This window comes from Streptomyces sp. NPDC047917 (genome assembly GCF_043204345.1).
Taxonomy (GTDB): Bacteria; Actinomycetota; Actinomycetes; order Streptomycetales; family Streptomycetaceae; genus Streptomyces; species Streptomyces sanglieri.
Genome location: NZ_JBIDCA010000009.1, coordinates 288,849 through 302,870 on the forward strand (window position 1 = coordinate 288,849; position 14,022 = coordinate 302,870).

A 14,022-nucleotide genomic window follows, 5' to 3' on the forward strand; every position below is an offset into this window, starting at 1 on the left:
ACGGTCAGCTCCTCTCCGAGGTGCCACGCCCCTGGGGGGCCGTGGGCGGCAGCGGGTCGGTCCGGGAGACCTGGGTCTCCGGGTAGCTGACCTGGCCGGGTGCGACAGGCGGTGCGGGGACGTCGTCGATCTTCTCGGCGTGCTCGATGCGGCAGGCGCACACCTTGTACTCGGGAATCTTGGAGCGGGGGTCGAGGGCGTCGATGGTGAGGGCGTTGGCCGCGGTGGGGACGGGCCAGTGGTACGGGATGAAGACGGTGTCGGGGCGGATCGCCTCGGTGACCAGTGCGGGGAGGACCGTGCTGCCGCGCCGGGTGACGACGCGGACCGGTTCGCCGTCGCGGAAGCCGTGGGAGGGATGGAGCTCGGCCCAGGGGCGTGGGGTCTGTTCCACGAGGGCGCCCAGACGGCGGGTCTGGTTGCCGGAGAGGAAGTGGGCGACGGTGCGCCCGGTGGTGAGCGACATGGGGTGCTCGTCGTCGTAGGGGTCCATCGGCGGGTGCCATTCGACGACCTGCAGATGGATCTTGCCGTCGGGGTGGTAGGTCCTGCCGTCCTCGAAGAGCCGAGGGGTGCCGGGGTGGTCGGTGGTGGGGCAGGGCCAGGCGATGCCGCCGGTCTCCTCCAGCCGTTCGTAGGTGATGCCGTAGTAGTCGTTGACGGTGCCGGCGGAGGCCGTCCGCAGTTCGTCGAAGACGGCGCGGGAGTCGGCGAAGGCGAATTTGTCGCCCGCGCCGAGGCGTCTGGCGAGTTCGCACATCACCCAGGTGTCGGTCCGTACACCGGGCGGCGGGTCCTGGGCCTTGTTGTGCTTGACCACCCGGGCCTCGGCGTTGGCCATCACTCCTTCGTCCTCGGCCCAGGTGGTGACGGGAAAGACGACATGTGCGTTGGCAGCGGTCTCGGAAAGGAAGAAGTCGAATTGAGCGTGGAATTCCGTGGCGTCGTACCCCTCCTTGACCACCCTGTAGTTGGGGAGGGAGACGAAGGGGTTGTTGCAGATGCCGATCAGGCCGCGGATCTCGCGGCGCTGCATCTGCCAGACCATTTCCATCATCGAGGTGCCGGCGGGCGGAAGTTCGGACTCCTCGATGCCCCAGATCTCGCAGATCTGCCTGCGGTGCTCCTCGTTCATGATCGAGCGGCCGCCGGGCAGGAGGTCGGATTTCTGCCCGTGCTCACGGCCGCCCTGCCCGTTGCCCTGGCCGGTGATGGTGCCGTAGCCGGCCCCGGGTCTGCCGATGTGGCCGGTGGCGGTGCAGAGGTTGATCACGCTGAGGCAGTTCTCGACGCCCTGCGAGTGGTGCTCGATGCCTCGGGCGTGCCAGGCCATGGCCTTGGGGGCGCGGGCGAAGGCCCGGGCGACCTGGGTGATCTGCTCGACGGGGATACCGCAGATCTCGGCGGCCCGGTACGGCGGATACTCGGCCACCTTGGCCTTCACCTCCTCCCAGCCGGTGGTGTGGGCGGCGAGGTATGCCTCGTCGGTCAGGCCCTCCTCGATCACCACGTGCAGCACGGAGTTGAAGAAGGCCGAATCGGTGCCCGGCTTGAGTGCGACGTGGATGTCGGCCGTGCGGGCGATCGCGGTCTCCCTCGGGTCGACGACGATCAGGCTCGCGCCGCGGTCCCGGGCTCCCCACACGTACTGGGTCATCACGGGGAAGCACTCGCCGACGTTGGAGCCCGCGATCAGCAGGCAGTCGGTGAGCAGGATGTCGGAGAAGGGGTTGCCGGCCCGGTCGATACCGAAGGCGAGTTTGTTGGCGCCCGCGGCGCTGACCATGCAGAGCCGGCCGTTGTAGTCGACGTGCCGGGACTTGAGGGCGACCCGGGCGAATTTGCCGACCAGATAGGTCTTCTCCGAGAAGAGACTGGCTCCGCCGAGCAGCCCGAAGGCGTCGTTCCCGTGGCTCTGCTGGATGCGCCTGATCTCGGCGACGGTGAAGTCCAGCGCCTCGTCCCAGGAGACCTCGCGGAAGTCCTCGTCGCGGGAGCGGCGCATCAGCGGGGCGGTGAGCCGGTCGGGGTGGTTGACCTGCTGATACGCGTTGATCCCCTTGGGGCACAGCCGCATCCGGTTGATGTCGTGGTTGCGGGGTTCGACGCCGAAGACCTTGCCGCCACGGTCGACGCGCAGATACATCCCGCACTGCACTCCGCAGAAGCAGCAGTGGGTGGGGACGAGTGTCTCGCCGTCCTGGTCGGCGCGCCATCGGTCGGCGGGGATCCCGCCCGCGTCACGGAAGGCGCGGGTGCCGGGCGGAGCGAGGGAGGGGTCGAGAGGAACGGCCGTACGGGAACCGGCCCTGCCGGGGTCGGCCGCACGCGGATCCGCGGTCACTTGTAGCCCTTCTTCACCTGGGAGAGATAGGCGCTGCCACGCAGCACCCGCTTGCAGCGCGGGCAGTATTCGGCCCACTCGTCGAAGTCGAGGTTGAGGTCGCGCATGGTGCCGCGGAGGTTCTCGACATAGGGCCCGGTGTCGATGGGCTCCTCGCAGCGGCGGCAGGAGAAGACCTCCTGGTCCTGCCGGGCGGTGTATTTGAACAGCTGCATGCCGACCGCGGCCGGGCGCTGGACGATGTGGAAGAACTTCCCGAACGGGATGTAGATGAGGGTGAACACCACCGACACCATGTGGAGGACCGCCAGGAACTCGTATCCGCCGCCGTGCAGGAAGATCGACGAGAAGGTGAGCAGCAGACCGGTCACGGAGATGACGATGAGTGCGATCAGCGGGACCAGGTCGTAGGCGAAACGCTGGCCGGTGATGGCGCCGCGGTCCTTCATCCGGCGCCACAGGAAGTACGAGGCGCCGGGGATGACGAGCACGGCGGCGATGTCCAGGCCGTGGAACATCAGCCAGCCCAGGATGTCCAGGGAGTCGAATCCGATGATCTTGAAGCCCCAGATACGCATCTCGTAGCCGGGCCCCGAGCCGGTGCCGGAGGTGAAGGTGAACCAGCCCCAGGTCAGTGGGAAGGTGATCAGTGCGGCGAGGATGCAGCCCCAGAAGATCAGCTGGTGGGCGGCCCAGCGGGCGTGCGAGCGGGCACCGAGGAATTTCTGGAAGCCCAGGTACGTGGCGATCATCCGGGGCAGCGCGGTGGGCGCCTTACGGAAGTTGGCCGCCGAGAAGAAGCTCCGCCACCCCTGGTTGAACAACCGTCGGGCGCCGGGGGCGGAGACCCAGACCGTGTAGCGGTAGGCGACGCCGAAGGCGAGGAAGACGGTGGCGACCGCGTACGGGAGAAGGGCGGAGTCGAAGTTCTCCAGCAGCCGGCTGCCGAGCACGATCGCGAGGATCAGGAGGACGGAGACGATGACACCGGCCGCGGTCGCCCGGCCGGTGACGGAACGGGCCCCGGCGGGGCCGGTGGGACCGGCAGGACCGGCAGGACCGGCAGGACCGGCAGGACCGGCAGGACCGGCGGGACCTGCGGGATCTACAGGACCAGTGGGACCGGCAGAGCCCGCAGAGCCCGCGGGGCCCGTGGGGCCGTGACCGGCCGGACCTGCCGGGCCGGGCGCCTCGGCGGAGCCGGTGTGTGCACCGGGGATGGGCTGCGCGGCTACGTCGGAGGGTTCTGGCGGCTCGGTCACCCCGTCACCGTAGGGCGGTATCTGACGGTTGGTCCTGATTTACGGCTCGGCCGGGTGAGCCCGATCGTCCATCCGGGGCATGCCCCGTTCAGCGGGGCCGTTCCCCGTCTGGTGTGCTGGCTCCCATGCCCGTAATGACGGCTCGCAGCCGCACCGAGAAACATCGCGCCTCGACCCCGCTGGAACTCTTCTTCGATCTGTGTTTCGTCGTCGCCGTGGCCCAGGCGGGCGCACGGCTGGTGCACGCCGTCGCCGAGGGCCACACCCTCACCGGAGTCGGCAGCTACGCGGCCGTCTTCTTCGCGATCTGGTGGGCCTGGGTCAACTTCAGCTGGTTCGCCTCGGCCTACGACACCGACGACCCGCTGTACCGCGTCGTCACCCTCGTCCAGATCACCGGTGTGCTCATCCTGGCCGCCGGGGTGCCGCGCGCCTTCGACGCGGGCGACTGGACTGTCGTCGTCCTCGGCTACGTGGTGATGCGGCTCGCGCTGACCAGCCAGTGGCTGCGCGCCGCGAATTGCACCGAGGGCGCCGAGCGGCGGGTGGCGCTGCGGTACGCCGTCGGGATCACGGTGGTGCAACTGGGCTGGATCGCCATGCTGTTCCTGCCCGCCGACTCGGGCCCGGTCCGTACCGCCGCCTTCGTCGTGCTCGCCCTCGCGGAGATGTCCGTTCCCGCGATCGCCGAGCGCGACCGCTCGACGAGCTGGCATCCGCACCACATCAGTGAGCGGTACGGACTGTTCACGATCATCGTGCTGGGCGAGACGATCGCGGCGGCCACGGTCGCGGTCCAGGAGGCGGTGGACGAGCACGACGCGCTCGGCGAACTGCTGCCGATCGCCGCGGGCGGGCTGCTGATCGTCTTCTCCGCCTGGTGGATCTATTTCGCCGTGCCGATCCATGACTACCTGCGCGGCAGCAGGGAAGCGTTCATCTGGGGATACGGGCACTACCTGATCTTCGGTTCCGCGGCCGCCATCGGCGCGGGCATCGAGGTGGCGGTGGAGCACGCCGTGGGCAAGGCGCATGTCTCGGACACGGTGGCCGCCGCAGCGGTGACCATTCCCTCCGCGCTCTTCCTGCTGACGGTGTGGACGCTGCACGCCCGCCACTTCAAGCGCGACCTCGCGGAGCAACTGGCCCTCCCGGTGGCCGCGCTGGCCATCCTGGCCTGCACGTTCGCCGGCGGGTGGGCGGTGTTCGCGGCTGGTCTGGTCGCCGCGGCCGCCGTGGCCGTGGGGGTGGTGCTGTCCCGGCGCCCCACCCCGGCCGGGTGAGCACGAAGAACGACCGGAGCCCCGGCCGGGTGAGCACGACGGACGACCGGAGCCCCTGGAGGGTGGGGCACGGAGGACGACCGGCCGGAGCCGTGGACGGCCGGGCCGACGGACGGCGACGGATCAGCCCGCGGCACACCCGGTGGCCGACCCGGTGGCCCGCTGGGTGGCCGCTCGGTGCGGTGCGCGTGGCGAGGAGCATTCGGTGAGGAGCGAGCAGTGACGGAAGAACCCCAGAAGCCCCGGAAGTCCCGGGATCCCCTGAAGCCGGCAGGCCCTTCCGCCGGGCCGCTCGACGCGCTGACCGATGTCGCGGGGCTGCGCGTGGGCCATGCGCAGGTGCCGGGCGAGGGCGCGTTGAGCGGCACCACCGTCGTCCTCGCCCCCGAGGGCGGTGCGGTCGCGGCCGTCGATGTACGCGGCGGCGGTCCGGGCACCCGGGAGACGGACGCGCTCGATCCGCGCAATCTGGTGCAGCGCATCGACGCCGTCGTCCTGACGGGCGGCAGCGCCTACGGCCTGGACGCGGCGTCCGGGGTGATGGCCTGGCTGGAGGAGCAGGGGCGCGGGGTGCGGGTCGGCCCCGGCCCGGCGCAGGTGGTGCCGGTGGTCCCCGCCGCCTGCGTCTTCGACCTGGGGCGGGGCGGCGACTGGCGGGCCCGCCCCGGCGCCTCGACGGGCCGTGCGGCGGTGGAGGACGCGGCGGCCACAGAGCCGGGGGCGCCGGTCTCCGAGGGAAACGTGGGCGCCGGTACGGGCGCGGTCGCCGGGCAGCTCAAGGGCGGCGTGGGCACGGCGAGCCTGCTGCTGCCCTCCGGGATCACGGTGGGGGCGCTCGTCGTGGTGAACGCGGCGGGCTCGGTGGTCGATCCGCGTACCGGGGTGCTGTACGGGGAGTACGGCGCCGCCGAACCGCCGGTGCACCCGGCGCCCGAGGCAGTCCGTGCGGCGGAACAGCGGCTCGCCGAGGTGCGGGACGCCGAGGCACGCCCCCCGCTCAACACCACGCTCGCCGTCGTCGCGACGGACGCCGACCTCACCCGGGCCCAGGCGCAGAAGTTCGCGGGTACGGCGCACGACGGGCTGGCGCGCGCCGTCCGTCCCGTACATCTGCTCACCGACGGGGACACCGTTTTCGCGCTGGCCACCTGCGAGCGGCCGCTGGATCCGCGGAATCCGATCGCGCTCAACGACCTGCTGGCGGCCGGCGCGGATGTGCTCGCGCGCGCCATCGTGAAGGCCGTCCGCGCAGCTCGGAGCGTCGACGGCCGCCCCGGCGGCGGACGCTACCCCTCGTACGGCGATCTCTACGACATACCGCCGCCCGCCCCACGCCCCTCGGCGGGCAGCACCCCGGGGCCCGACTCGCCTGCGGAGTAAGGAAGTTCGGACGAACCGCCAGGAACCATCTGCGTGCGCCATACGTTTTCCTGAACCCCGGTCACGATGTCGGACCCAGGGACTACGTTAAGCACGCAGCAAGTAACACGCGGCAACGGCCTGGAGACAGCACCTTGAGCGATCCGTACGAGACAACCGAGCAGCACCTCGAGCGACTCCTGCGACGGGCACTCAACTCTTTCGACCTGCCCGACAGCACGGTCGAGAGACTCGGTACCGCGCTCGCCCACAGCAGTTCCCTGCACTCCTCGCACCACAGTTCCGTACTCCACCGCGAGACCTACCGGCATACGTATCTGCTGTCCGACGGCACCGCCCTCTCCCTCTGGGAGCTGGTGCACGGAGGCCAGCGGAGCGCGGTCGGCCCGCACTCCCGCGCGGAGCCCGATCCCAGGCACCACGAGCTGTACGACGACGAGGCCGATGCCCATGTCGCCGCCGCCAGGCTGACCGGCAGTTTCGGTGAGGTCCCGGTGTTCGGGGACGACGGGCCGCAGGCCGACCTGGAGATACTCACGGTCCTGATGGCGGCTCCCCCGGCCCCGCTGCCCCGGATGTACGCCCCGGACAACTCCGCCGACCACGCCCGCCGCGTACTGCGTCGCGCGGAGAACAGCGACAGCCCCGGAGAGGAGACCGCCCGGCTGCTGCGTGCCGCCTTCGCCCACCACATCACCCAGGTCTTCGGCCGGCAGTGCCAGGTGGACGGACGGGACGCCGGATTCACCCTGTACGAGCACGCCTTCCTGCTTCTCGACGGCAGTGAGACCAGCCTGTGGGAGGTCGAGCACACGGCCACGCCGGACGGTCGCCACATGTGCGAGGTCTACGGCGACGAGGACTCCGCCCGCGGGGCCATGGAGAGCCGCACACGCATCTGCTGACCCCGAACCCCGGGCCCGCCCCTGGACCTCCGGCCCCGGCCCCGGCTCCGAAAGCCGGTACGGACAGCGACACGAACACGCGGGTGCCCGCACCCCGAAGGGTGCGGGCACCCGCGTTCCCGGAGGACCTGGAGACCCGGAGCCCCGGAGCCCCGGAAGGCACCGATCAGGAGGTCAGCGCGGGCTCCTTCACGACGTCGGAGCCGCCCGCCCCGGACGCACCCACTCCCGCACCCGCACCCACATCGACACCCGCGTCTGCCCCCGTGCCGTCGGCCTCCTCGCCGCCCTCCGCCTGCCGCTGCGGCCGCGCGGGCAGCGCGAACATCACCAGGAAGATCACCGCGAGCACCCCGGCCACCCACCACAGCGAGTGCTGGAACGCCTCCGCGAACGCCGGGCCCACCTGCGGCGGCGCCAGCCGGTCGTCGATCGAGCCGAAGAAGACGACCGCGACCAGCCCGAGGCCGAGCGCGTTGCCCATCTGCTGCACGGTGTTGATCAGCCCGGAGGCCGAACCGGAGTGCTCCTTCGGCACCTCGGAGAGCACCATGTCCGTCAGCGGCGCCACGATCAGGCCCATGCCCGTGCCCATGACCACCAGCGGCAGGATCATCTGCCAGGACGTGATGCCCATGCCGTACCGGTCGGACTCCCAGATGTAGATCAGCAGTCCGGCGACCATCAGCGCCGCACCCGCCTGGAGGACCTTGCGGCCGAACCGGGGCACCAGCTTCTGCACGGAGATCCCGGCGGCGAACGAGACCGCGATCGAGAACGGCACACCGGTCGTGCCGGCCCGGAGCGCGCTCCAGCCGAGGCCCATCTGCATGTAGAGCGTCCAGACCAGGAAGAAGATGCCGAGCCCGATGCCGAAGGTCAGCTGCACCGCGATGCCCGCCGCGAAGCTCTTGACCCGGAACAGCGACAGCTCGACCAGCGGCGAGCCGTCCTTGCGCGCCTTCGACCGCTCGAACACCACCAGGGCCAGGAACACCAGCAGGCTGCCGCCCATCGACACATAGCCCCACACCGGCCAGCCCAGCTCGCGCCCACGGGTCAGCGGGTAGATCAGCATCAGCATGCCCAGCGTCACCAGGACGACGCCGATCAGGTCGAGCCGGAGCGCCTTCGGGGCCTTGGACTCGGTGATGAACTTCCGGCCGAGCAGCAGTCCGGCGATACCGACGGGCAGGTTGATCAGGAAGATCGGCCGCCATTCGAGACCGGCGATGTTCCACTCGGTGAGCAGCGCACCCAGCAGCGGACCGGAGACGGCGCCGAGGCCGACGATCGCGCCGAAGAGGCCGAAGACCTTGCCGCGCTCGTGGGCCGGGAAGGTGGCGTGCACGATCGACAGCACCTGCGGGACCATCAGCGCGGCGGTGCCGCCCTGGAGGATGCGGGAGGCGACCAGCATCTCCGGGTTCACGGCGAAGCCGCAGAGCGCGGAGGCCAGCGTGAAGCCGCCGATGCCGATGAGGAACAGCCGCTTGCGGCCGTAGATGTCACCCAGCCGACCGCCGGTGATCAGCCCGGCCGCGAAGGCCAGCGCGTAGCCGGCGGTGATCCACTGGATCGAGCTGAACGAGGCGCCGGTGTCCTCCTGGATGCTCGGGATGGCGATGTTGACGATCGTGACGTCGACCAGGTCCATGAAGGCCGCGGTCATGACGATGGCGAGTGCGAACCAGCGTCGCCGGTCCGACGGGTCCGAGGACACCGTGGGCCCGGATGCCGTGGACGACAGAGGTGCGGAAGAAGTCATATGAAGAAACTAAACAGCGATTAGGTCAGTTCATGACCCAATGGATGGGCATCCTGATGAGACGACCGACACCCCGCACGAGCCGACCGGCACCCCGCACGTCCGGGCAGTGGACCGGCACCCAGGCAGAAGGCTGAGCCCATGACCGACACCCCGGCACGACTGCTGAATCTGCTGTCGCTCCTCCAGACGCCCCGCGAGTGGCCGGGCAGCGAGCTCGCCGAGCGGCTGGACGTCAGCCCGCGCACCATCCGCCGGGACATCGACCGGCTCCGCGAGCTCGGCTATCCGGTCGAGGCCTCGCGCGGCTCCATCGGCGGCTACCGGCTCGTCGCGGGCACCGCGATGCCGCCGCTGCTGCTCGACGACGAGGAGGCGGTGGCCATCGCCGTGGGCCTGCGGGCGGGGGCCGGGCACGCCATCGAGGGGGTGGACGAGGCGTCGGTGCGGGCGCTGGCGAAGCTGGAGCAGGTGCTGCCGTCCCGGCTTCGCCACCGGGTCTCGACGCTGCAGAACGCGACGATGCCGCTGACCCGCGGCGACGGTTCGACCATCGACCCGCGGACGCTGACCGTGATGGCGTCCGCGGTCACCGGCCAGGAGCGGCTGCGGTTCGCGTACCGGGCGGGCGACGGCGCCGAGTCGAAGCGCGAGGCCGAGCCGTACCGGCTGGTGAGCACGGGGTGGCGCTGGTACCTCGTCGCGTACGACCTGGGGCGCGAGGACTGGCGTACGTTCCGGGTCGACCGGGTGAGCGAGCCGTTCGCCACCGGGGCCCGGTTCACCCCGCGTGCGCTGCCCACGGGGGACGCGGCGAAGTTCCTCGCCGGTTCCATCGCCCGCCGGCAGCCGGAGCTGGAGGTCGACGTGAGCTTCGCGGCCCCGGCGGACTTCGTGTCCGCGCGGCTGCCGGCCGCGATCGGCCCGTTGGAGCGGACCGGCGAGAACACCTGCCGGCTGCGGGCGGTGCTCGCGGACTCGCTGGAGTGGGTGGCGCTCCGGCTGGCGCTGGTGGACTGCGACTTCACCGTGCACGGCCCGCCGCAGATGGTGGAGTACCTGGGCGATCTGGGCGCCCGCCTGACCCGCGCGGCGACACCCTGATGACCCGCGCGGCAACACCCTGACCTCGGCGCCCCCTCGACTCCGGGGCAAAAGAATGAGCCCCGGCGCCAGGGGGGGGTGGGCGCCGGGACTCAGCTTTGGGAGGTCACTCGAAGCGACCTATTTCGGAGGTTACTGGACGAAGGCTCACGCCGCAGCGTCAAAACCCGTGTCGTGGGCCATTCGCTTCAGTTCCAGCAGTGCGTGCTTCTCGATCTGCCGGATCCGCTCGCGGGTGAGGCCATGCTGCTTGCCCACCTCGGTGAGGGTCCGCTCGCGGCCGTCCTCGATGCCATACCTCATACGGATGATGGAGGCCGTGCGGTTGTCGAGCTTGCCGATCAGGTCCTCCAGCTCCTCACTGCGCAGCAGCGTCATCACCGACTGCTCGGGCGACACCGCGGAGGTGTCCTCCAGCAGATCGCCGAACTGGGTCTCGCCCTCGTCGTCCACGGACATGTTGAGACTGACCGGGTCACGCGCCCAGTCCAGCACATCGCCCACGCGCTCCGGCGTGGAGTCCAGCTCGGCCGCTATCTCCGCGTGCTCCGGCTCACGGCCGTGCTCGCGGTTGAACTCGCGCTGCACCCGGCGGATCCGGCCGAGCTCCTCCACCAGGTGGACGGGGAGCCGGATCGTACGGGACTGGTCGGCTATGGAGCGGGTGATGGCCTGACGGATCCACCACGTCGCGTACGTGGAGAACTTGAAGCCCTTGGCGTAGTCGAACTTCTCGACCGCGCGCACCAGGCCCGCATTGCCCTCCTGGATCAGGTCGAGCAGAGGCAGCCCGGCCCGCGGATAGCGGCGGGCGACGGCAACGACGAGCCGGAGGTTGGAACGGATGAATACGTCCTTGGCGCGCTCGCCGTCGGCGACCAGCGCCTCCAGCTCCTCGCGCGTGGCTCCACCGGCCTTGCTGTCGACCGAGCCGTCGAGTATCTGCCGGGCGTAGACGCCCGCCTCGACGGTCTGCGACAGCTCGACCTCCTTCGCGGCGTCGAGCAGCGGCGTACGCGCGATCTCGTCCAGGTACATGCCGACCAGGTCGCGATCGGCGATCTCCCCGCCCGCGGCGCGAACGCTGCTTGCCCGGCTGGTCCCACCGGTGGTGGACGAACGACGGGCGACGGCACGGGTTGCCATGCGTGCTCCCTTGCTGAGTAGGTCGCGACACCCTTCCGGGTGCCCTGCATCCGATGGAAACAACGACTGGAATCCGGACAGAATTCCCACGCCTGGCATTCATTTTCGCGATCATGCAGTACCCTGTGCCGCCACGAGGGGGTGCGCATGCCGGAGAGCCGGGCAGAAGTGCAGGTCAGGCCGGGCATCGAGGGTGATCTGGTGGCACTCACGGACATCTACAACCATTACGTGCGTGAGACCACGGTCACATTCGACACGACCCTCTTCACTCCCCAACAGCGGCTGCCCTGGTTGCGTTCCCACCCTGAAGACGGCCCGCACCGCCTTCTGGTTGCTCAGGATGTCCGGCTTGTCGGCCCCGCCTCGATCCTGGGATACGCCACCAGCAGCGCTTTCCGCCCCAAGGCGGCGTACTCGACCTCGGTCGAGGTGAGCGTGTACTGCGCCCCCCGGGCCACCGGCCGAGGCATCGGCACGCTCCTCTACACGGCCCTGTTCGAGGCGCTCACCGGCGAGGACGTGCACCGCGCGTACGCGGGCGTGACCCGGCCCAACGACGCCTCCGTCCGGCTGCACGACCGCTTCGGTTTCCGCCATGTCGGTACGTACGCAGAAGTGGGCCGGAAGTTCGGCACGTACTGGGACGTGGCCTGGTACGAGAAGCGGCTGGGGCCGCAGCCCTAGTCCCACGGCCGGTGCCGATCCGGGTCCGAGGTCCGTTACGCCGCGCGGACCGCGCGCCTAGCGTGCTCCCGTATGGAAGACACGAGGAACACCGCGGACGACACGAGGAACACGCCGGACGACCTGAAGAACACCACAGGCGACACGGGGAACACCGCGGACGGTACGGGAAGCACCGCGGACGACACCACCGGCACCCTCGACGAGGCGCTGGAACGCCTCCACGTATCCGGCCCCGAGCGCAACGGCTGGCTGAGCAACCACGGCCCCATGGCCGTCGAGGCGCTGGTCCGGCACGGTCAGGCACCGGCCGTCCACCGCTGGCTCGACCACTACAGCCACAAGCTGGAGGACATGCCGGACACCGCGGCCCGGGTGACGGCGGAGAACTGGCGCGAGGCCCTCGGCGAACCGCGCCGGATCGCGGACTGGACGGCGTACTTCGAGCGGGAGACGGCCGAGCGCCCGTGGCGGGACGTCCTCACCGAGTGGTGGCCGCGACTGCTCCCCGGCATCGCGGCGGGCGCCACCCACCCCGTGATCCGGGTCGGCCACTCCGTACGCACCCTGCTCGCCGGCGAGGCGACAGCGCCCCGGATCGCCGAACTCGCCCACGGCCTCGGATACTGGGCCGCCCGCCACCAGCCGCTGCCCGTACTGGCCCCGCTCGCCCCCGCACCCACCGCCGCGGCAGCGTTGGACGCCGTGCCGCCGGTGCCCGAGCAGGACGGCGGCATCCGGGACCGGCTGGCGCAGCTCACCGCGTTCCCGGTGTGGCCGCAGCGGTTCACCGACGACCCGGACGAGGCGCGGGAGCGGCTGGCGGAGCTGGTGCGGGCCGCGACCCACCGGTTCGCCACGCACGGGCACGGCGAGCCGATCATGCTGGTGCACGCCGCGACCGCGCCCAACGCCGTACTGCGCACCCTGCCCGCGCTCCCCCGCGCGCTCTGGGTGCCGAGCCTGGGGGCCGCGTGGGCGGCGAGCGCCGCGGTCACCGCCGCGTACAGCCCGGCCGAGGCCGCTCCGTACACACCGGTGACCGCCTCCGCCGACGAGCTGTTCGCGCGGGCGGCGGCGCACGGCGACGATCACACCATCAAGTTCACCGACACCGCGCTGGACGTCGGCGACGGAACGGCCCTCGCCGCCGCACTCCGCTCCATCGAACTGAACCCACCGGCCCTGTAACACTCACCGGCCCTGCACCACCCGTCGCCCCCACGACGCGGCCGGCGCCGGGCTCAGCCGAACTGCACCGACCGCTTCGCGAGCCCCATCCAGAACCCGTCGATGACGCTGCGCCCCCGGTCCAGCTCGCCCTCCGAGGCGCCCAGCGTCACGAAGAGCGGTGCGAAGTGCTCGGTGCGCGGGTGGGCCAGCCGGCCGGCCGGGGACTTGTTCTCGAAGTCGAGCAGCGCGTCGATGTCCTGCGCCCGCAGCGCCCGGTCCCCCCAGTCGTCGAACTCCGCCGACCAACCGGGGGTGCCGCCCGCGTGCCGCAGGGCGGCCAGGTTGTGGGTGAAGAAGCCGCTGCCGACGATCAGGACGCCCTCGTCGCGCAGCGGCGCGAGCTTGCGCCCGATGTCCATGAGCTTCTGCGGGTCCAGCGTCGGCATGGAGATCTGGAGTACCGGAATGTCCGCGCCCGGGAACATCTCCACGAGCGGGACGTACGCCCCGTGGTCGAGCCCGCGGTCCGGGATGTCCTGGACCGGCGTACCGGCGCCGCGCAGCAGCTTGCGTACGCTCTCCGCCAGCTCCGGCGCGCCCGGGGCGGCGTACTGCACCTGGTAGTAGTGCTCGGGGAAGCCCCAGAAGTCGTAGACGAGCGGGACCGTCTCCGTGGCGCCGAGGGCCAGCGGGGCCTCCTCCCAGTGCGCGGAGACCATCAGGATCGCGCGCGGGCGGGGCAGTCCGGCGGACCAGGCCGCCAGTTCGCCGGGCCAGACCGGGTCGTCGGCCAGTGGCGGGGCGCCATGGGAGAGGTAGAGGGCGGGCATGCGCTCCGCGGTGACTGTCATGGCACTCCCCATCCGCTGCTGATCCGGGTAAGTCTTCTACTGGGCCTTCTACAGGCGCCTTTTTGAGAAGGAAGGGTTCTTTAATCTTCAAGCTTCCTTCCTCCGGAGACCTTAGCTCT

11 protein-coding genes are annotated in these 14,022 nt (G+C 70.8%); 6 read left to right on the top strand and 5 right to left on the bottom strand.

The features are described 5' to 3' along the window. Positions 1-4: 4 nt before the first annotated feature. A complete protein-coding gene (locus ACGF8B_RS23350; protein WP_392741649.1) occupies positions 5-2,344 on the bottom strand; it encodes a molybdopterin oxidoreductase family protein in 2,340 nt (779 codons plus the stop codon). Further along, positions 2,341-3,327, bottom strand: a complete 987-nt coding sequence (locus ACGF8B_RS23355; RefSeq protein WP_392742030.1) for an MFS transporter — start codon at positions 3,325-3,327, stop codon at positions 2,341-2,343. Before ACGF8B_RS23355 ends, ACGF8B_RS23350 begins: the two co-directional genes overlap by 4 nt. A 404-nt stretch (positions 3,328-3,731) precedes the next feature. On the opposite strand from ACGF8B_RS23355, the gene ACGF8B_RS23360 reads away from it, so the two are divergent. From ACGF8B_RS23360 to ACGF8B_RS23370, 3 genes are all read left to right on the top strand, one after another. Further along, positions 3,732-4,889 (top strand): low temperature requirement protein A, encoded by a 1,158-nt coding sequence (locus tag ACGF8B_RS23360; RefSeq protein WP_392741652.1) that lies wholly within the window; start codon positions 3,732-3,734, stop codon positions 4,887-4,889. Between the two features lie 261 nt (positions 4,890-5,150). Continuing rightward, the gene (locus ACGF8B_RS23365; protein ID WP_392742033.1) at positions 5,151-6,269 is read left to right on the top strand and encodes a P1 family peptidase; all 1,119 of its coding nucleotides are present in this window, start codon (positions 5,151-5,153) and stop codon (positions 6,267-6,269) included. 134 nt (positions 6,270-6,403) lie between these two features. After that, positions 6,404-7,174 carry a DUF6227 family protein gene (locus ACGF8B_RS23370; RefSeq protein ID WP_392741655.1) on the top strand — a complete coding sequence of 257 codons (771 nt, stop codon included), beginning with the start codon at positions 6,404-6,406 and terminating at the stop codon, positions 7,172-7,174. Positions 7,175-7,340: 166 nt separating this feature from the next. On the opposite strand, the gene ACGF8B_RS23375 is transcribed toward ACGF8B_RS23370, so the two are convergent. Next, on the bottom strand, positions 7,341-8,942 hold the full coding sequence (locus ACGF8B_RS23375) for an MFS transporter (protein ID WP_392741658.1): 1,602 nt from the start codon (positions 8,940-8,942) through the stop codon (positions 7,341-7,343). Positions 8,943-9,083: 141 nt separating this feature from the next. Here ACGF8B_RS23375 and ACGF8B_RS23380 point away from each other — a divergent pair, with 141 nt between their 5' ends. Further along, complete coding sequence (locus tag ACGF8B_RS23380; RefSeq protein WP_392741661.1) at positions 9,084-10,046, top strand: helix-turn-helix transcriptional regulator; 963 nt, start codon at positions 9,084-9,086, stop codon at positions 10,044-10,046. 147 nt (positions 10,047-10,193) lie between these two features. Here ACGF8B_RS23380 and ACGF8B_RS23385 read toward each other — a convergent pair whose 3' ends face one another. After that, on the bottom strand, positions 10,194-11,192 hold the full coding sequence (locus tag ACGF8B_RS23385) for a sigma-70 family RNA polymerase sigma factor (RefSeq protein WP_342282210.1): 999 nt from the start codon (positions 11,190-11,192) through the stop codon (positions 10,194-10,196). A 147-nt stretch (positions 11,193-11,339) separates the two neighbouring features. Here ACGF8B_RS23385 and ACGF8B_RS23390 point away from each other — a divergent pair, with 147 nt between their 5' ends. Continuing rightward, positions 11,340-11,879: a GNAT family N-acetyltransferase gene (locus tag ACGF8B_RS23390; RefSeq protein WP_392741665.1), complete on the top strand. Its 540-nt coding sequence runs from the start codon at positions 11,340-11,342 to the stop codon at positions 11,877-11,879. Positions 11,880-11,951: 72 nt separating this feature from the next. Continuing rightward, positions 11,952-13,070, top strand: coding sequence for a questin oxidase family protein (locus ACGF8B_RS23395; protein WP_392741668.1), 1,119 nt, complete (start codon positions 11,952-11,954; stop codon positions 13,068-13,070). Positions 13,071-13,123: 53 nt separating this feature from the next. Here ACGF8B_RS23395 and ACGF8B_RS23400 read toward each other — a convergent pair whose 3' ends face one another. Beyond that, a complete protein-coding gene (locus ACGF8B_RS23400; protein ID WP_392741671.1) occupies positions 13,124-13,903 on the bottom strand; it encodes a dioxygenase in 780 nt (259 codons plus the stop codon). Positions 13,904-14,022 lie beyond the last annotated feature (119 nt).